The sequence below is a fragment of the Microbacterium petrolearium genome (assembly GCF_054782875.1).
In genome coordinates, this window is sequence record NZ_BAAGRQ010000010.1 from 18,970 (window position 1) to 37,726 (window position 18,757).

Here is an 18,757-nt window from a genome sequence, read left to right on the forward strand (position 1 = left end):
CCGACCTAGGGTGGAAGCATGACCTCTCGTTCCCTCCGCGTCGCCTCCGTCAACGTCAACGGCATCCGGGCGGCCGCCCGCAAGGGCATGGGCGCGTGGCTCGAGGAGGCCGCGCCCGACATCGTCACGCTGCAGGAGGTGCGCGGCGAGCTCGAGCACCTCGAGGACGCCCTGCCCGGCTGGCGCGTGATCGCCGACGCGTCGCTGCAGAAGGGCCGCGCGGGCGTGGCCATCGCCTCGCGCGAGGAGTGCGCGATCTCGCGCGTCGAGCTGGGCGATGACGGGCTGGAGTCGAACGGCCGCTGGATCGAGGCCGACTTCGAGGTCGGCGGCGAGACGCTCACCGTGGTCAGCGCCTACGTCTTCACCGGCGAGGCCGAGACGCCCGCCAAGCAGGACCCGAAGTGGGCGTTCCTCGACGCCATGGAGCGCCGCATGTCCGAGCTCTCGGCCGACGGCGCGCTCGCGCTCGTCACGGGCGATCTGAACGTCGGCCACCGCCCGCTCGACATCCGCAACTGGAAGGGCAACGTCAAGAAGGCCGGCTTCCTCGCACGCGAGCGGGCCTACTTCGACCGCATCCTCACCCCCGCCGGGGCCCCCGTGGCCGGCCAGGAGGGCGTGGGCCGCGGAATGGTCGGCGAGCTGAGCGACACCCGCGCCTTCAGCGCCGGCGCCACGGGTCTCGGCTGGGTCGACATCGGCCGCCGCTTCGCGGGCGAGGTCGACGGGCCCTACACGTGGTGGTCGATGCGCGGCAAGGCGTTCGACAACGACTCGGGCTGGCGCATCGACTACCAGCTCGCCACCGCCGCGCTGGCCGAGCGCGCCACGGCGTACCGCATCGACCGCGCCCCGTCCTACGACACCCGCTGGAGCGACCACTCCCCCGTCGTCGCGGACTACGCGATCGGTTGATCGGCGCCCCACGGCGCGAGAGGCCGAGGCGCCGCGCGGCGTAGGATCGAACGGTGACTCAGCAGCGCCTCTACTCCGGAATGCAGCCCTCGGCCGACTCGCTCCAGGCCGGCAACTACATCGGGGCCCTGCTGCAGTGGCGCGAGATGCAGAGCGAGTACGACGCGTTCTTCTCGGTCGTCGACCTGCACGCCATCACGGCCCCGCAGGACCCGGCGGTGCTGCGCGAGAAAACCCGCCGCACCGCGGCGCAGTACATCGCGGCCGGCATCGAGCCGTCGAAGTCGACGCTGTACGTGCAGTCGCACGTGCGCGCGCACGCGGAGCTGGCGTGGATCCTGTCGACGATCACGGGCTTCGGCGAGGCCGGCCGGATGACGCAGTTCAAGGACAAGTCGCAGAAGCAGGGCGCCGAGAACGCCAGCGTCGGCCTGTTCACGTACCCGATCCTCATGGCCGCCGACATCCTGCTCTACCGGACCGACGTCGTGCCGGTCGGCGACGACCAGAAGCAGCACGTCGAGCTCACGCGCGACCTGGCCGAGCGCTTCAACGCGCGCTACGGAACCACCTTCACGATCCCGAAGCCGGTCATCCAGAAGGAGACCGCGCGCATCTACGACCTGCAGAACCCCACGGCGAAGATGTCGAAGTCCGCCGAGTCGCACGCGGGCGTGCTGTGGCTGCTCGACGAGGTCGACGTGACGGCGAAGAAGATCATGCGCGCCGTGACCGACAACGACGGCGTCGTGCGGTTCGACCGCGAGACGAAGCCGGGCGTGTCCAACCTGCTCACCATCTACGCGGCCCTCACCGGCCGGCCCGTCGCGTCGATCGAGGACGAGTACGCGGGCCGCGGGTACGGCGACTTCAAGAAGGGCCTGCGCGACGTGGTCGTGGCGGAGTTCGAGCCCGTGCGCGCCCGCGCGCTCGAGCTGCTCGACGACCCCGCCGAGCTCGACCGCGTGCTCGCCGCGAACGCCGCGAAGGCCGAGGCGGTGGCCGACGCCACGCTCGCCGACGTGTACGACAAGGTCGGCCTGCTGCCGCGCGCCCGGTGATGCCGGATCCCGTCGAGCTCGAGACCGCTCGCCTCGTCCTGTCCGCCCCGACGACCGACGACATCGACGCGATCTACGAGGCGTGCCAGGACCCCGACATCCAGCGCTACACGACCGTCCCCTCGCCCTATCAGCGCACCGACGCGGAGTCCTTCGTCCACCTCGTCGCGGCGTGGTGGTCCACCGGCGACGAGTGCACGTGGGCGATCCGCGCCGACGGCGTGCTCGTGGGCATGATCGCCCTGCACGGCGTGCGCGACGGCGCCGCCGAGATCGGCTACTGGATGGCCGCCCCGGCGCGCGGCCGCGGCTACCTCACGGAGGCCGCCCGCGCCGTGCTCGACTTCGCGTTCGGCCCCATGCGGCTGCAGCGCGTGGAGTGGCGCGCGGTCACCGACAACCCGGCCTCGGTCCGCATCGCCCAGAAGCTCGGCTTCCGCTACGAGGGCCTGCTGCGCCTGGGCCTCGGCCGCATCGGCTCCACGGGCGACCGTCGCGACGGCCACATCGCGGGCCTGCTCGCGACCGACCCGCGCACGCCCCAGCCCTGGCCGATCTGATTCAGCCGAGCGGCATCGACATCACCGTGCGGACGATCCACGGATGCGAGCGGTCGTCCTCGGTGTGCGTCATGCCGAGCTTCTCGGCCACGCGGCGCGACGCGGTGTTCTCGGGGTGGATGATGGCCGTGAGCACGCCGGTCGGGAACCGGCGCCTCGCCTCGCCCACGCACGCGCGGGCGGCCTCGGTCGCGTAGCCGCGGCCCTGCAGGCCGGCGCGCACGTGGTAGCCGACCTCGAGCACGCGCCGCCCGTTCACCTGCTGCCACGTGAGGCCGCAGTCGCCCACGAACTCGCCGGCGTGGGTCTCGACCGCCCACAGCCCGAAGCCGTGCTCGGCGTACCGCGCGCGGGACCGGGCGATCCACGCGGCCGCCTCGTCGCGCGTCTTCGGCGCCAGGTAGAACGCCATGACGGCCGGATCGCCCAGCAGGGCGGCCATGTCGTCGAGGTCCGACTCCTCGAGCTCCCGGAACCGCAGCCGCTCCGTCGCCTCCGGGCACCGGCGATCCACCATCCCGCCACGATATCCCGCAGCGATCCGGCGACCCCGCCGCGCAACCCGGGCGCGGCGCGTCTCGCATTCTGCACAACGAAGGAGGATCGCCGCTTCGCGGCGCCCAGGACGGGGTTTCCGTCGAGGATGGGCCGGCTCTTTCCTTCGTTGTGCAGTCCGGCGGTGAGAGCAGGAGCCGCAGCACGGGGCGGATGTGCCTCAGAACGGCGCAGCGAGCAGCCCCGCCACTGCTCGCCGTATGTCGCCGACATCGTCGAAGATCATCCGCGCGGTCGGCCTGACCGTGGCGAAGCCGCGCTCGGCGGCCGCCAGGTCTCGCGCCCTGTCGCGCTCCTGCGCTTCCCACCCCGAGTGATGCTCGCGGCTGTCGCATTCGACGATGACCCGCCGCTCGACGACGAGGTCGGCGCGTCCGACTCCGTCGATCCACTGCTGCACCGCCACGTGCCAGCCCGCGCCTCTCAGCTCCAGCCGCGCGAGGGACTCCGGCCCGGACTCCGCCCGGCTGTCCACGAGCCTGCGCAGGACTCCGAAGTGTCCCGGCAGCGCCGCGAACACGTCGTCGAGATCCTCCGACGTCACGATCCCCTGATGAAGCGCGGAGTCGAGCGTCGCGATCATCGACCGCGGCGGCTGACACCGGCTGGCAAGAATCAGCGCCTCGACCGGGTCGACAACGAGGACGTCATCCGGCGCCTGCACCCGGCGCCAGTGGACCCGCACGCCGTGGCGATCCTTGAGACGTACCCGCCTCGACCGCGGCGAGCGCAGGTGCTTGCGATTCGCTTCGATCTGAACGTGCAGCTGCTCGTGCTCCTGGACGAACACTCCCATGACCCGCAGCGCCGAGAGGCAGTCGAGCCGACCGCCGACTCGCGCGGCCGACTTGAGGTCGTCCGCGGTGTCCCCCGCGAGGTACACGTTCCGCCGGGCACGGAACAGCCTGCCCGTCGCGAGCGCGTTCTCGATGTCGGTCCTCGTCATGCCGCCATCGCGGAGCTGCCGATAGCTCCACGCGACATCAGCCGGGTACCAGGACATGCCTCGACGATGCCCCGTCGCACCCCCTCGCATCCGCTTACCCACAACCTGCCCCGCGCTGCACCGCCATCCCTGTCCCTGTGGAGGGACGCAGAGCTGCACAACGAAGGAAGAACCGCGTGAAAGCCGCAGGTTCTGCGCCTCCACGGGTCGCGAGGCGCCGCGTTTCCTTCGTTGTGCAGGTGAGCGCGCACGGCGACCTCGACGCGCAACCGCCGCCCGCGCGTCGGAGGGTGGTGGCAGGATGGCCGCATGCCGGAGATGCCCGAGGTGGAGGGACTGGTGCGGTTCCTGCGGGAGCGCGCCGCCGGGCTCCGCGTCGCGAAGGCGCAGGTGGCGCAGATCGCCGCGCTGAAGACCTTCGACCCGCCGATCACCGCCCTCGTCGGTGCGACCGTGACCGGCGCCGAGCGGCACGGCAAGTTCGTCGACCTCGCGCTGGGCGACGGGCTGCACCTCGTCTTCCACCTCGCCAAGGCCGGCTGGCTGCGCTGGTCCGATCAGCTGCCGGCCACCGTCATCAAGCCGGGCCGCTCGCCCATCGCGCTGCGCGTCGGCTTCGACGACGGGTCGGGCTTCGACCTCACCGAGGCGGGCACGAAGAAGTCGCTCGCCGTGTACGTCGTGCGCCACCCGGCGGATGTGCCGGGCATCGCGCGCCTCGGGCCGGATCCGCTGGACGACGCGTTCACCGAGGACGCCTTCGCCCGCACGCTCGCCGGCCGCCGCACGCAGATCAAGGGGCTGCTGCGCGACCAGTCCGTCATCGCGGGCGTCGGGAACGCGTACTCCGACGAGATCCTGCACGCCGCGCGCATGTCGCCGTACGCGATCGCCGCCACGCTCGGCGCCGACGACGTCTCGCGCCTCTACGCCGCGATGCGCACCGTGCTCACGGAGGCCGTCGCGGCGGCATCGGGCAAGCCGCCCGCCGAGCTCAAGGACGCCAAGCGCCGCGGCATGGCCGTGCACGCCCGCGCCGGGCAGGCGTGCCCCGTGTGCGGCGACACCGTGCGCTCGGTCTTCTTCGCCGATCGATCCCTGGAGTACTGCCCCACCTGCCAGACGGGCGGAAAGCCCCTGGCGGATCGGCGGCTCTCGCGGCTGCTGAAGTGACGGAATACGCCGCGGCCCCGCGCGTTGACTAGGCTGAGAGAGCACACGTGCTCCGGGGTCGGTGAGAATCCGAACCGGCGGTGACAGTCCGCGAACCGAGGGAGAGATCCCGAGGCCGATCCGGTGGAATTCCGGGACCGACGGTGATGCAGGCGCAGCCTGCGAGTCCGGATGAGAGGAAGCACGCGGCGAGCGCGGCCTGACCGCGCGACGCCGTTCGACGACCCCGGGCGCCCAGGACCGGAGGATCGGATGGCATTCAGCGAGGCGGAGCGACGCGCGATGGCGCGCGCGCTCGAGCTGGCCACCCGCGGCCCCCGCAGCCGCAACCCGCAGGTCGGGGCGGTCATCCTCTCCCCCGCCGGCGAGCCGCTCGCCGAGGGCTGGCACCGCGGCGCCGGCACCGCCCACGCCGAGGTCGACGCGCTCTCGCACCTGCCCGCGGGCGCCGCGCGCGGCGCCACCGCCGTCGTGACGCTCGAGCCCTGCAACCACACCGGGCTCACCGGCCCGTGCGCCGAGGCGCTCATCGCGGCGGGCGTGGCGCGCGTCGTCTACGCCGTCGCCGATCCGGGCGCCGCCTCGGGCGGCGGCGCCGAGCGCCTGCGCGCCGCGGGCATCGACGCCGAGGGCGGCCTGCTGGCCGAGGAGGCCGGCGCGCTCCTGGCCCCCTGGATCGCCGCGATGCGCCTCGGCCGCCCCCACGTCACCGTGAAGTGGGCGCAGAGCCTCGACGGCCGCGCCGCGGCGGCCGACGGCACGAGCCAGTGGATCACCGGCCCCGAGGCCCGCGCCGACGTGCACCGCCGCCGCGCCGAGGCCGACGCGATCGTCGTGGGCACCGGCACGCTGCTCGCCGACGACCCCCAGCTCACCGCGCGCATCGACGGCGCGCTCGCCCCGCACCAGCCGGTGCCCGTCGTGATCGGCTCCCGCCCGATCCCGCCGGACGCCGCCGTGCGCCGCCACCCCGCCATCGCGCCGGGCGGCGAGCCGCTCGCGTACGCCACGCACGATCTGGCCGCCGTCCTCGCCGATCTGCGCGAGCGCGGCCTGCACCGCGTCTTCGTCGAGGGCGGGCCGACGCTCGCCAGCGCGTTCCTGCGCGCCGGCCTGGCCGACCGGGTGCTCGTGTACGTGGCGCCGGTGCTGCTGGGCGGCCCGCGCACGGCGCTCGACGACATCGGCGTGGCGACGATCGGCGGCGCCCGCCGCCTCGTCGTCGACCGCACGGTGCCGCTCGCCGCCGACGTCCTGTACGAAGCCCGCCTGCACGAGGGAGACAGCTGATGTTCACCGGGATCATCGAGGAGATCGGCGAGATCGCCGCCATCGAGCCGTCGGGCGACGGCGTGCGCCTGAGCGTCATCGCGCCGCGCGCCGTCGAGGGCGTGCGTCACGGCGACTCGATCGCCGTGAGCGGCGTGTGCCTCACCGTGGTGGCGTGGGACGCGCGCGGCTTCACGGCCGACGTCATGCGGCAGACGCTCGACATGTCGACGCTGGGCCTGCTCGCCCCCGGGTCGCGGGTCAACATCGAGCGCGCGACGGCGGCGGGCGGGCGCCTCGGCGGCCACATCGTGCAGGGCCACATCGACGGCACGGGCACCGTCGCCGAGGTGCGCCTCGGCGCGCAGTGGCGCGTGATCCGCGTCGGGATGCCCGCCCACTTCGCGCCGCTCGTTGTCGACAAGGGCTCGATCGCCGTCGACGGCACCTCGCTCACGGTGAGCGCCGTGAGCCCGGCGGGCGCCGCCGCGCCCTGGTTCGAGGTGTCGCTCATCCCCGAGACGCTGCAGGCCACGACGCTCGGCGCGCTCGCCCCCGGGCACGCCGTGAACCTGGAGACCGACATCCTCGCGCGCCACGTGCAGCGACTCATGGCCTTCCGCGCCGCGCCCGCGCCGGCGCCCGACCCGACCTGGCGGCGCCCCGACAGCGCCTTCAGCACGACCGACGTGCCGCCCGCCGACTACACGATCCTCTCCGCACCCTTCGAAGGAGGCTCCCGATGAGCCTGACCGCCCCCCTGCCCCTGGCCACGATCGACGAGGCGCTCGACGCCCTGCGCGCCGGCCGCCCCGTGATCGTCGCCGACGACGCGGATCGCGAGAACGAGGGCGACGTCATCCTCTCGGCGCAGCTGGCCACGCCGGAGTGGATCGCGTGGACGGTGCGCTACACCTCCGGCTACCTGTGCGCCCCGATGCCGCAGGACTGGGCCGACCGGCTCGACCTGCCGCCCATGGTCACGAACAACGAGGACGCGCGAGGCACGGCGTACACCGTGAGCGTGGACGCCGCGTCGGGCGTGACGACCGGCATCAGCGCCGCCGACCGCGCCCGCACGCTCAACGTGCTGGCCGACCCCGACGCCGCCCCCACCGACGTCATCCGCCCCGGGCACATCCTGCCGCTGCGGGCGGTGCCGGGCGGCGTGCGCCAGCGCGGTGGCCACACCGAGGCCGCCGTCGACCTCATGCGGCTCGCAGGGCTGCAGCCCGTCGGCGTGATCGCCGAGGTCGTCGCCGAGGACGGCAGCATGATGCGCCTGCCCGGCCTCGTCGAGATGGGCGCGCGCGAGGGCATCCCCGTCATCACGATCGAGCAGCTCGTCGCCCACCTCGACGACGTCGACCCGCGCGACGGCGCCGAGGCGCCCGTCGTCCGCCGCGCCGTGAGCCTGCGCGCCGACGCCCTCGTGCCCACGTCGCACGGCACGTTCCGGTTCCTCGCGTACAAGGACCGCCTCACGGGCACGGATCACCTGGCCATCGTCTCGGGCGACCTCGCGACCAACCCGACCCCGCTCGTGCGCGTGCACTCGGAGTGCCTCACGGGCGAGGCGTTCGGATCGCTCAAGTGCGAGTGCGGCCCGCAGCTCGATGCCGCCCTCGACGCGATCGAGCAGGACGGCGGCGTCGTCATCTACATGCGCGGCCACGAGGGCCGCGGCATCGGCCTCATCAACAAGCTCCGCGCCTACGCGCTGCAGGAGGAGGGCCTCGACACCGTCGACGCCAACACGGCGCTGGGCCTGCCGGCCGACGCCCGCGACTACGCGGCCGCGGCGGGCATCCTCGGCGACCTCGGCGTCGCGCAGATCCGGCTGCTCACGAACAACACCGACAAGGTGCGGCAGCTGCGCGGCTTCGGCCTCGACGTGGTCGAGCAGGTGCCGCTCATCGTGGGCGTCGGCCCGAACAACCACCAGTACCTCGAGACCAAGCGCGACCGCATGGGCCACATCATCGGCGAGGCCGAGCTGGCCGCCGCGGTCGCGCAGATGCAGGCGGACGAGAGCGCCGTCCAGACGGGAGAGACGAAGTGAGCGGAAAGGGCGCACCCGAGCGGGAGCGGATCGACGGGGAGGGCCTGGACGTCGTCATCGTCGCGGGCACCTGGCACGAGGAGATCTCGGAGGGGCTGATCGCGGGCGCGCGGCGCACGCTCGACGCGGCGGGCGCGAGCCACCGGCTCGTACGCGTGGCGGGATCGTTCGAGCTGCCGGTCGTCGCGAAGGCGGCGCTCGAGGCGGGCGCGGACGCCGTCGTGGCGCTCGGCGTGATCATCCGCGGCGGCACGCCGCACTTCGAGTTCGTCTCGTCGGCCGCCACCGACGGGCTCACGCGCGTGGCGCTCGACACGGGCAAGCCCGTGGGCTTCGGCGTGCTCACGCTGGACGACGAGCAGCAGGGCCTGGATCGGGCCGGCCTGCCCGGCTCAAAGGAGGACAAGGGCGCCGAGGCCGCCGACGCGGCCCTGCGCACGGCCCTCACCCTCCGCACCCTGCGCGGCTGACCGGATCGGGCTCGACGGCGAGGGGTTTCTCTACATAGGGTAGAAGTCATGGAGATCCTGCGGAACGTCGTCCTGCTCGTCCACCTCGTCGGCTTTGCGATCCTGTTCGGCGCCTGGGTCGTCGAGGCGTCCTCGCGGCGCTACCAGGCCACGCGCCTCATGGACCTCGGTGTGCTCGTCGCCGGCGTCGCCGGGCTCGCGCTCGCGGCGCCGTGGGGGCTCGACCACGACCTCAACTACGTGAAGATCGGCATCAAGCTCGTCGTGCTCCTCGTCATCGGCGCGCTCGTGGGCATCAGCACGAGCCGCGCGAAGAAGGGCACGCCGCTGCCGTCATGGGTGTTCTGGCTGATCGGCGGCCTCACGCTGCTGAACGCGGGCCTCGCCCTCATCTGGCGCTGACGGCGCGTCGCGCACTCCGCCGCGCGACACCCGCGCAGCGGGAGCAATTCGCATCCTGCAGACACCCCCGTTGATCATTGTGATCGGCGGGGGTGTCTGCATTCGCGGTTCCGACGCGCCCGGAGCGCCCCGCGACGCGCGCCGGTGCGCAGAATGCTCACTCACGCGCATAGAATCGTCGTTTGTGCCCCGCTCATCCGCGGCGCACACGACGAGCCGGATGGCCACCGCACGACCCCGCGGAGACCCGGCCGGCACCCCGAGCACGCGGCGCGCCGCGCACCCCCGCGACCCACCGTCAAGCGTCCTCCCGCTCTGTTCCAGAAGGCACCATGACGTCCACAGCACCCACCGATCCGAAGCCGGCCAACTCACGCGGACGCGTGATCACGGCCAGCCTCGTCGGCACCACGATCGAGTTCTACGACTTCTACGCGTACGCCACGGCGGCCGTGCTCGTGTTCCCGATCCTCTTCTTCCCCAGCGGCAACCCGACCACGGCGCTCCTGCTGTCGTTCGCGACCTACGGCGCCGCCATGGTCGCCCGGCCGATCGGCGCGGTCGTCTTCGGCCACTTCGGCGACCGCATCGGGCGCAAGGGCACCCTCGTCGCCTCGCTGCTGACGATGGGCATCGCGACGTTCCTCATCGGCTGCCTGCCCACCCACAACGAGATCGGCGCGTGGGCGGCCTTCCTGCTGCTGATCTGCCGGCTCGCCCAGGGCTTCGCGCTCGGCGGCGAGTGGTCGGGCGCGGCCCTCGTCGCCACGGAGAACGCCCCCAAGGGCAAGCGCGCGCTGTACGGCACGTTCCCGCAGCTGGGCGCGCCCATCGGCTTCATCATCGCCAACTCGATCTTCCTGCTCATCAGCTTCGCGATGCCCGGCGAGGACGGCGGCGCGAGCGAGGCGTTCCTCAGCTGGGGCTGGCGCATCCCGTTCCTGTTCTCGGCCGTCATGGTCATCGTCGGCCTGTGGGTGCGGCTGAAGCTCGTGGAGTCCGAGGCGTTCACGAAGGCCGCGGCGAAGGGCCAGATCCAGAAGGCGCCGATCGGCTACGTGTTCCGCCGGCACTGGCGGCAGCTGATCCTCGGCACCTTCTTCATGCTCGCGACCTACGTGCTCTTCTACCTGATGACGACGTTCACGCTGTCGTACGGCACGCGCGCGCAGACGCTGCCGGAGGGCGCCGACCCCGCGACGTTCGTCCCGGGCCTCGGCTTCACGTACACGCATTTCGTGCTCATGCAGATCATCGGCGTCATCTTCTTCGGCATCTGCACCCTCGCGTCCGGCCCGCTGGCCGACGCGATCGGCCGCCGCAAGCTGCTCATCTGGGTGACGTCGTTCATCATCGGGCTCGGTCTGCTGTTCCCGGTGTTCCTGCTGCCGCAGGGCGATCCGCTCTTCACGGGCGCGCTCACGCAGGCGTTCCTCGTGTTCGGCTTCCTGCTCATGGGCATGACCTTCGGGCCGATGGGCGCCCTGCTGCCCGAGCTGTTCCCCACGAACGTGCGGTACACCGGATCGGCGGTGGCCTACAACGTGTCGTCGATCCTCGGCGCCGCGCTCGCGCCGATCGTGGCGCTGTGGCTGTGGAGCGTCGGCGACGGCAACCCGTGGCTGGTCGGCGTCTACCTGTCGGCCTCGGGCGTGCTGACGCTCATCGCGCTCATCCTCGGCAAGGAGACCAAGGACGTCGACATCGACGGCGACGGCGTGACCGACGAGGGCGACGAGGGCGCGCGGCTCGCCGCCAAGGAAGCCGCGATGCTCTGATCCGCCCACGTTTCGCGAGCACCCCCTGCCTCTGGACAGGGGGTGCTCGTCGTCTCCCGCCTCGCCGACTGGCCCCGCGTCTCGGGCGCGTAACGCGAGGTTTCGGGCGTGTGTCGAAAGTGACGCGGAGGGCCATGGCATGCCCGGGCATGTGGGAGGATCGCTCACACGCGCGCCGTTCCCGCGGCGCGCTGACCCGCAACCCGCCGCGGGTCGCAGCAAGACACAGCCGTCCTGACAAGAAAGCGGACACCGCATGACACTCCCCCACAAGGCGCGCACGCGCGCCGTGGCCGTCGCCCTCCCGACCGTGGCCGTGCTCGCCCTCGCGGGCTGCGCCGGCGGAGCGACCGACGGCGGCGGCGCGGGCGACAACGTGATCCTCGTCGGCACCACCGACTCCGTCACCCACCTCGACCCCGCCGGCTCGTACGACAACGGATCGCTCACGCTGCAGACGCAGGTGTTCCCGTACCTCGTCAACACGGCCGAGAACAGCACGGACGTCGTGCCCGACCTCGCCGAGACCGCCGAGTTCACCGGCCCCACGGAGTACACGGTGACGCTGCCCGAGGGCCTGCAGTGGGCCAACGGCAACGACCTCACCTCGAGCGACGTGAAGTTCACGTTCGACCGCCAGCTCGCCATCGCCGACCCGAACGGGCCGTCGTCGCTGCTGTTCAACCTCGACTCGGTCGAGGCGCCCGACGAGACGACCGTCGTGTTCCACCTCAAGAGCGAGAACGACCAGACCTTCCCCATGGTCCTCACGTCGTTCCCCGGCGCGATCGTCGACGAGGAGACGTTCGCCGCCGACGCCGTCACGCCCGACGAGGACATCGTGGAGGCCAACGCCTTCGGCGGCCCGTACGCGATCGCCGACTACACGTTCAACGAGCTCGTCGAGCTGACCCCGAACGAGAACTACCAGGGTCTGCACGACGCCGCCGCGAACGAGGGCGTCATCATCAACTACTACGCCGAGTCGTCGAACCTGAAGCTCGCCGTGCAGGAGGGCGAGGTCGACGTGGCCTACCGCAGCCTGTCGGCCAGCGACGTCGCCGACCTCTCGGGCGACGACAGCCTCACGGTCCACGAGGGCCCCGGCGGCGAGATCCGCTACATCGTGTTCAACTTCAACACGCAGCCCTACGGCGCCGCGACCGACGAGGCCGACCCCGCCATGGCGCTCGCCGTGCGCCATGCGGTCGCGTCGCTGATCGACCGCGAGGCCCTCAGCGAGGACGTCTACGACGGCACCTACACCCCGCTGTACTCGTACGTGCCGCAGGGCTTCGCCGGCGCGGCCGAGCCGCTGAAGGAGCTGTACGGCGACGGCGAGGGCGGCCCCTCGGCCGAGGCGGCGGCCCAGTTCCTGGCCGACGCGGGCGTCGAGACGCCCGTGCCGCTGGCGCTGCAGTACAGCCCCGACCACTATGGCCCGAGCTCGGCCGACGAGTACGCGCTCATCGAGCAGCAGCTCGAGGCCGACGGCCTGTTCGACGTGACGCTGGCCGGCACGGAGTGGACGCAGTACTCGGACGACCGCGTCAACGACGTCTACCCCGCGTACCAGCTGGGCTGGTTCCCGGACTACTCCGACGCCGACAACTACCTGACGCCGTTCTTCCTGCAGGAGAACTTCCTCGTCAACCACTACGACGACCAGGAGGTCAACGACCTCATCCTGCAGCAGGCGTCGACGCCGGACGCGGCCGAGCGCGAGGCGCTCATCGAGCAGATCCAGCAGCTCGTGGCCGAGGACCTCTCGACGGTGCCCTACCTGCAGGGCGCCCAGGTCGCGGTGAGCGCGGCGGACGTCGACGGCATCGTCCTCGACGCCTCGTTCAAGCTCCGCATGGCCTCGATCACCCGCTGATCCACGCTCACGAGGGGGCGGTCCCGGTACGGGACCGCCCCCTCCCCACGACTAGGATTCCCCCGTGGCAGACACCGCAACGGCTCCGCCCGAGGCCGTTCCCGCCGTCGCCCGCAAGGGCGCGCGCGGCGGGGCGACGCTCTGGCGATACGTCCTCATCCGCTTCCTGCTGATCTTCCCGACGATCTTCATCCTCGTCACGACGGTCTTCCTCATGATGCGGGTGACGGGCGATCCGATCACGGCCGCGCTGGGCGGTCAGCTCACGCCGGCCCAGCTCGCGGAGCGCATCGAGGCCGCCGGCTACAACCGGCCGCTCATCATCCAGTACCTCGAGTACCTGGGCCAGATCTTCCGCGGCGACTTCGGCACGACGCTCGACGGCCAGCCCGTCGTGGGCGTGCTGCTGCGCTACGGCGGCGCGACGCTCGAGCTGGCCTTCTACGCCCTCATCGTCGCCTTCGTCGTCGGCATCCCACTCGGCATGCTCGCCGCGGCCCTGCGCGACCGCTGGGGCGACGCCGTGCTGCGCGTGTTCGCCATCCTCTGCTACGCCACCCCCGTCTTCTTCGCCGGCCTCATCCTGAAGCTCGTCTTCTCGGTGTGGCTGGGCGTGCTGCCCTCGTCGGGCCGCGCCTCGCCGCGCATCGAGCTGCAGCTGAACCGCCTGGAGGGATCGACCGGGATCTTCACGATCGACGCGATCCGCACGGGCAACCCCGCGATCATCGGCGACGTGCTGCAGCACGCGATCCTGCCGGGCATCGCGCTGGGCCTGCTCACCGCCGGCGTGTTCCTGCGCCTCGTGCGCACCAACGTCATCGGCACCCTGGCGATGCCCTACGTCGACGCCGCGCGCTCGCGCGGCATCAGCGAGTACCGCCTCGTGCGCAAGCACGCCTACAAGCCCGCGCTCATCCCGATCATCACGGTCATCGGCCTGCAGATCGCCATGCTGCTGGGCGGCGCGGTGCTCACCGAGACCACCTTCGAGTGGATGGGCCTGGGCTACCAGCTCAGCGAGTACCTGAAGGCGCGCGACTACGTGGCCGTGCAGGGCATCGTGGCGCTGCTGGCCGTCATCGTGGCCCTGACCAACTTCATCGTCGACATCATCGCGGCGTTCATCGACCCGAGGGTGAGGTACTGACGTGCCGAAGACCGCAAGCCGGCGCCGTCCGCCCCTGTGGACGCGGCTGCCGATCGTCCACCAGTTCCGCCAGTCCGTCGGGCTGCAGCGCGGCATGCTCACCGCGGGCCTCGTCATCTGCGCGGTGTTCCTGCTGACGGCGATCTTCGCTCCGCTCATCGCGCCCTACGAGTTCAACCAGCTCCGCGACGCGGCCGGCGAGACCTTCCGGCCCCGCCAGGCGCCCAGCGCCGAGCACATCTGGGGCACGACGATCGCGGGCTACGACGTGTTCTCGCGCGTGCTGTGGGGCGCCCGCACGGCGCTGCTCGTGATCGTCATCTCGGTGCTCATGTCGATGCTGCTGGGCGTGCTGCTCGGCCTCGTCTCCGGCTACATCGGCGGCTGGGTCGACCGCGTGCTCGTGGTGATCGCCGACGCCGTGTACGCCTTCCCCTCGCTGCTGCTGGCCATCGTGAGCGCGATCATCATCTCGGGCGGCCGGTCGGATCTGTGGGGCGGCATCTTCGCCACCGCCATCTCGATCACCGTCGTGTTCATCCCGCAGTACTTCCGCGTGATCCGCGCCGAGACGGTGCGCATCAAGTCGGAGGCGTTCGTCGAGGCCGCCCAGGTGATGGGCGCGTCGACGTGGCGCGTGATGTCGCGGCACGTGTTCCGCAACGCCACCCGCACGCTGCCGCTCGTGTTCACGCTGAACGCGTCCGAGGCGATCCTCACGCTCGCGGGCCTCGGCTTCCTCGGCTTCGGCATCGAGCCGAGCGCCGCCGCCGAGTGGGGCTACGACCTCAACCGTGCGATCGAGGACGTCACCGCCGGCCGCTGGTGGACCGCCGTGTTCCCCGGCGTCGCGATCGTGCTCGTCGTGATGGGCATCACGCTCGTGGGCGAGTCGCTGAACGACCTCGCCGATCCGCGCCTGCGCACCCGCCGGCGCGCCGCCGCGGCCACCCCGGCCGACGCCGTCGCCGCCACCACCCCCGTCGCCCGCAACGAGATCGGTGAGGTCGAATGACCGACGCAGCCCCCGCGGTGCAGATCCGCGATCTGACCATCACCTTCGCCACCGACGGCGGCGACGTGCCCGCCGTCAAGGGCATCTCGCTCGACGTGAATCCCGGCGAGGTGCTCGCGATCGTCGGCGAGTCCGGATCGGGCAAGACCGTCACGGCCCGCTCGATCCTCGGCCTGCTGCCCGAGACGGCACGCCTGGGCGGCGCCGTCGTCCTGAACGGCACCGACGTGGTCGGCCTCTCGCCCGAGCGGATGCGCGCGCTGCGCGGTCCCGACGCGGCGATGATCTTCCAGGAGCCCATGACGGCGCTCAACCCGGTCTACCCCGTGGGCTGGCAGATCGCCGAGGGCCTGCGCGCGCACGGCGAGGTGCCGAAGAAGGAGGCCCGCCGCCGCGCGATCGACATCCTCGGCCGCGTGGGCATCCCGGATCCCGAGACCCGCGTGGACCACTACCCGCACCAGTTCTCGGGCGGGCAGAAGCAGCGCATCGTCATCGCGCAGGCGCTCGCGCTCGAGCCGTCGGTGATCGTCGCCGACGAGCCGACGACGGCGCTCGACGTGACGGTGCAGGCCGAGATCCTCGACCTGCTGCGCCGCGCGCGCACGGAGTTCGGCACCGCCATCGTGCTCATCACCCACAACATGGGCGTGGTGGCCGACCTCGCCGACCGCGTGGCCGTGATGTACCGCGGCGACATCGTCGAGACGGCGCCCGTGCGCGAGCTGTTCGCCGCCCCGCAGCACGAGTACACGCAGCGCCTGCTCGCCGCCGTGCCGCGCCTGGAGGTGGCCGACCGCGCGTACGACGGCGACCCCGAGGCGGCGCCGGTCGTCGAGGCGAAGGGGCTCGAGATCGAGTACCCCGGCCGCTTCGGGCAGAAGCCGTTCCGGGCCGTCAAGGGCGTCGACTTCACGATCCGCCCCGGCGAGGTGCTGGGCCTCGTGGGCGAATCGGGATCGGGCAAGACGACCATCGGCCGCGCCATGGCGGGCCTCGCGCCCGTGACCGGCGGCTCGCTGCGCGTGCTCGGCACCGAGATGAACGGCATGCGCGAGCGGCAGTTCCGCCGGTCGCGCCGCGAGCTCGGCTTCGTGTTCCAGGACCCGGCCTCGAGCTTCAACCCGATGCTCACGGTCGCCGACGCCATCGCCGAGCCGCTCGTCGTGCACGGCGAGGCCGGCTCGCCCGCCGACGCGCGCGACCGCGTGGACGAGCTGCTCGAGGCCGTGCAGCTGCCCAAGGAGTTCGGGGATCGCTTCCCGCACGAGCTGTCGGGCGGCCAGCGCCAGCGCGCGAGCCTCGCGCGCTCCCTCGCGCTCAACCCGCAGCTGCTCATCGCCGACGAGCCGACCTCGGCGCTCGACGTGTCGGTGCAGGCGCGCGTGCTCGAGCTGTTCCAGGAGCTGCAGGAGCGGTTCGGCTTCGCGTGCCTGTTCATCACGCACGACCTCGCCGTCGTCGACCTGCTCGCGCACCGCGTGGCGGTGCTGCACCACGGCGAGATCGCCGAGCAGGGCCCGACGGCGCAGGTGCTCGGCGCCCCGAAGGACGACTACACCCGCCGCCTGATCGCCTCGCTGCCCGTTCCGGATCCCGTGGAGCAGGCCGCGCGCCGCGCGTCGCTGGCCTGATCCGGTCCCTTCATCTCCGCGGCTGCGCCGCTCCGTTCAGGAACCGAACGGGTCGCCGAACGGAGCAGCGCGCCCGCTACAGCCCGTACTCCTCCAGCAGCCGCAGCCAGAACTCGCTGACGGTGGGGTACGACGGCACGGCGTGCCAGAGCCGCTCGAGCGGCACCTCTCCCACCACGGCGATCGTCGCGGCGTGCAGCATCTCGCCCGCGCCGGCGCCCACGAGCGTCAGCCCCACGAGCACGCGCCGCTCCTCGTCGACGACGGCGCGCACACGCCCCGCGTAGCCGTCGGCGAGCAGCCCTGCCCCCGCGACGTTCGCGAGGTCGTAGTCGATCACGCGATGCCGCAGGCCCCGCTCCTCGGCCTGCGCCGCCGTGATCCCCACCGACGCGATCTCCGGATCGGTGAAGACCACCTGCGGCACGGCCGCGTGATCCGCCGAGGCGGCGTGCCGGCCCCAGCGCGCGTCATCCACCCGCTCGCCGCGCGCCCTGGCGACGATCGTCTCGCCCGCGGCCCGCGCCTGGTACTTGCCCTGGTGGGTCAGCAGCGCGCGCCCGTTGGCGTCGCCCGTCGCATACAGCCACGGCAGCCGCGGCGAGCGCAGCGTGTCGTCGACCTCGACGGGCGCGCCCGGCTCGAGCCCGACGCTCTCGAGACCCAGGTCGCCCGTGCGCGGCGCGCGCCCCGTGGCCACGAGCACCTCGTCCGCCGTCACGACGCCGCCGCCCTCGAGCGCGATCCGCAACTCCCCGGCGCGCTCGACCGACGCGACCGACGCGCCCTCGCGCACGTCGACGCCGCGCTCGCGCAGCGCGTCGCGCACGGCCTCGCCCGCGAAGGGCTCCATGCCGCGCAGCAGCGGCCCGCGCGAGAGGATCGTCACCGCGCTGCCGAGGTCGTGCAGGAAGGTGGCCGCCTCGACCGCGACGACCCCGCCGCCGATCACGGCGAGGCGCGCGGGCGGGGTGCGCACCGCGGTGGCCTGGCGGCTCGTCCAGGGCCGCGCCTCGCGCAGGCCGGGCGTGTCGGGGATGCGCGCGTCCGATCCCGTCGCCACGACGACCGCGTGCCGCGCGCGCAGCTCGACCTCGCCGGTGCTGGTCTCGACGCGCACGATCCGCTCGCCCGCGATCCGGCCCCGCCCGCGGATCAGCTCGATCCCGGCCGAGGCGAGCCACTCGACCTGTCCCTCGTCGTGCCAGTGCGCGGCGAACTCGTCGCGCCTGGCGAGGATCGCCCCGGCGTCGAGTCCTCCGCCGGTCACGCCGGCCACCGCCTGGGCGGCGCGCAACGCGGCGCCGGGACGCAGCAGCGCCTTCGACGGCATGCACGCCCAGTACGAGCACTCCCCGCCGACGAGCTCCGCCTCGACGATGACGGTCTCGAGGCCCGCCCGCGCCGTCCGATCCGCCACATTCTCGCCGACAGGGCCGGCGCCGATCACCACCACGTCCACCTCGCGCGTCTCCATGCCGCCGACGCTACGGGTCCGCACGCTTTGCGCACAACGCCCACGCCCCCTCTCCTCCCGCCGGGCTGCACAACGAAGGAGATCCGGCCCCGCCGCGGCCCGACACGCCGCCGAATCCGCCGAGGACACCCGACTCCTCCTTCGTCGTGCAGTGCGTCAACGGTTGTTGACGCCCGCCCGAAGGTCAACTATGGTTGACGCCATGCCCGCCACCGCCACGTCCGAGCACGAACCGGATCAGCCGATCGCCGCCCTGCGGCGCCTCGCCGAGCGCCGCCGCGCGCTGAGCCGCGAGGAGGAGGCGCTCGTGCGCCGCGCCCGCGTGAGCGGCTACTCGTGGGAGGCGATCGCCATGGCACTCGGCGTGAGCAAGCAGGCGGCTCACAAGAAGTACGGACGAAAGTAGAT

At 72.4% G+C, this 18,757-nt stretch carries 18 protein-coding genes and 1 riboswitch; of the genes, 15 read left to right on the forward strand and 3 right to left on the reverse strand.

The annotated features are described in order from the left end of the window. Window positions 1-18: 18 nt before the first annotated feature. Genes ACYVJ0_RS09225 through ACYVJ0_RS09235 form a run of 3 tightly spaced genes read left to right on the forward strand, consistent with a single transcriptional unit; the run spans window position 19 to window position 2,539 of the window. Window positions 19-918, forward strand: a complete 900-nt coding sequence (locus tag ACYVJ0_RS09225; RefSeq protein WP_460817431.1) for an exodeoxyribonuclease III — start codon at window positions 19-21, stop codon at window positions 916-918. A gap of 53 nt (window positions 919-971) precedes the next feature. After that, window positions 972-1,979, forward strand: coding sequence for a tryptophan--tRNA ligase (trpS, locus tag ACYVJ0_RS09230; protein ID WP_460817433.1), 1,008 nt, complete (start codon window positions 972-974; stop codon window positions 1,977-1,979). Continuing rightward, window positions 1,979-2,539 carry a GNAT family N-acetyltransferase gene (locus ACYVJ0_RS09235; protein WP_460817435.1) on the forward strand — a complete coding sequence of 187 codons (561 nt, stop codon included), beginning with the start codon at window positions 1,979-1,981 and terminating at the stop codon, window positions 2,537-2,539. Before trpS ends, ACYVJ0_RS09235 begins: the two co-directional genes overlap by 1 nt. Before the next feature lies 1 nt (window position 2,540). Here the strand turns inward: ACYVJ0_RS09235 and ACYVJ0_RS09240 are convergent, their stop codons facing one another. Both ACYVJ0_RS09240 and ACYVJ0_RS09245 read right to left on the reverse strand, forming a co-directional pair. Further along, the gene (locus tag ACYVJ0_RS09240) at window positions 2,541-3,056 is read right to left on the reverse strand and encodes a GNAT family N-acetyltransferase (protein ID WP_460817436.1); all 516 of its coding nucleotides are present in this window, start codon (window positions 3,054-3,056) and stop codon (window positions 2,541-2,543) included. 198 nt (window positions 3,057-3,254) lie between these two features. Further along, a complete protein-coding gene (locus ACYVJ0_RS09245) occupies window positions 3,255-4,244 on the reverse strand; it encodes an endonuclease domain-containing protein (protein WP_460817438.1) in 990 nt (329 codons plus the stop codon). Between the two features lie 105 nt (window positions 4,245-4,349). Here ACYVJ0_RS09245 and ACYVJ0_RS09250 point away from each other — a divergent pair, with 105 nt between their 5' ends. From ACYVJ0_RS09250 to ACYVJ0_RS09300, 11 genes are all read left to right on the forward strand, one after another. Next, window positions 4,350-5,213: an Fpg/Nei family DNA glycosylase gene (locus ACYVJ0_RS09250; protein WP_460817440.1), complete on the forward strand. Its 864-nt coding sequence runs from the start codon at window positions 4,350-4,352 to the stop codon at window positions 5,211-5,213. 45 nt (window positions 5,214-5,258) lie between these two features. Further along, a riboswitch (FMN riboswitch) is annotated at window positions 5,259-5,400 on the forward strand. A gap of 65 nt (window positions 5,401-5,465) precedes the next feature. Continuing rightward, complete coding sequence (ribD, locus tag ACYVJ0_RS09255) at window positions 5,466-6,503, forward strand: bifunctional diaminohydroxyphosphoribosylaminopyrimidine deaminase/5-amino-6-(5-phosphoribosylamino)uracil reductase RibD (protein ID WP_460817442.1); 1,038 nt, start codon at window positions 5,466-5,468, stop codon at window positions 6,501-6,503. Further along, complete coding sequence (locus ACYVJ0_RS09260) at window positions 6,503-7,228, forward strand: riboflavin synthase (protein ID WP_460817444.1); 726 nt, start codon at window positions 6,503-6,505, stop codon at window positions 7,226-7,228. Before ribD ends, ACYVJ0_RS09260 begins: the two co-directional genes overlap by 1 nt. A 14-nt stretch (window positions 7,229-7,242) precedes the next feature. Further along, complete coding sequence (ribA, locus tag ACYVJ0_RS09265) at window positions 7,243-8,544, forward strand: GTP cyclohydrolase II (RefSeq protein ID WP_460817518.1); 1,302 nt, start codon at window positions 7,243-7,245, stop codon at window positions 8,542-8,544. Continuing rightward, a complete protein-coding gene (ribH, locus tag ACYVJ0_RS09270) occupies window positions 8,541-9,014 on the forward strand; it encodes a 6,7-dimethyl-8-ribityllumazine synthase (protein ID WP_449854341.1) in 474 nt (157 codons plus the stop codon). Before ribA ends, ribH begins: the two co-directional genes overlap by 4 nt. A 48-nt stretch (window positions 9,015-9,062) precedes the next feature. Beyond that, the gene (locus tag ACYVJ0_RS09275) at window positions 9,063-9,416 is read left to right on the forward strand and encodes a Fe-S protein (RefSeq protein WP_460817446.1); all 354 of its coding nucleotides are present in this window, start codon (window positions 9,063-9,065) and stop codon (window positions 9,414-9,416) included. A 332-nt stretch (window positions 9,417-9,748) separates the two neighbouring features. Continuing rightward, a complete protein-coding gene (locus ACYVJ0_RS09280; protein WP_460817447.1) occupies window positions 9,749-11,194 on the forward strand; it encodes an MFS transporter in 1,446 nt (481 codons plus the stop codon). A 256-nt stretch (window positions 11,195-11,450) separates the two neighbouring features. Next, a complete protein-coding gene (locus ACYVJ0_RS09285; RefSeq protein WP_460817449.1) occupies window positions 11,451-13,073 on the forward strand; it encodes an ABC transporter substrate-binding protein in 1,623 nt (540 codons plus the stop codon). Between the two features lie 64 nt (window positions 13,074-13,137). Then, on the forward strand, window positions 13,138-14,223 hold the full coding sequence (locus tag ACYVJ0_RS09290; RefSeq protein WP_449854345.1) for an ABC transporter permease: 1,086 nt from the start codon (window positions 13,138-13,140) through the stop codon (window positions 14,221-14,223). Window position 14,224: 1 nt separating this feature from the next. Then, on the forward strand, window positions 14,225-15,238 hold the full coding sequence (locus ACYVJ0_RS09295; RefSeq protein ID WP_449854346.1) for an ABC transporter permease: 1,014 nt from the start codon (window positions 14,225-14,227) through the stop codon (window positions 15,236-15,238). Continuing rightward, a complete protein-coding gene (locus tag ACYVJ0_RS09300; RefSeq protein WP_460817451.1) occupies window positions 15,235-16,872 on the forward strand; it encodes an ABC transporter ATP-binding protein in 1,638 nt (545 codons plus the stop codon). The genes ACYVJ0_RS09295 and ACYVJ0_RS09300 overlap by 4 nt, the downstream gene beginning before the upstream one ends. A 76-nt stretch (window positions 16,873-16,948) precedes the next feature. Here the strand turns inward: ACYVJ0_RS09300 and ACYVJ0_RS09305 are convergent, their stop codons facing one another. Further along, a complete protein-coding gene (locus ACYVJ0_RS09305; protein WP_460817452.1) occupies window positions 16,949-18,349 on the reverse strand; it encodes a dihydrolipoyl dehydrogenase family protein in 1,401 nt (466 codons plus the stop codon). A 202-nt stretch (window positions 18,350-18,551) separates the two neighbouring features. Between ACYVJ0_RS09305 and ACYVJ0_RS09310 the strand changes: the two genes are divergently transcribed. Beyond that, window positions 18,552-18,755, forward strand: coding sequence for an AsnC family protein (locus tag ACYVJ0_RS09310; RefSeq protein ID WP_460817454.1), 204 nt, complete (start codon window positions 18,552-18,554; stop codon window positions 18,753-18,755). Window positions 18,756-18,757 lie beyond the last annotated feature (2 nt).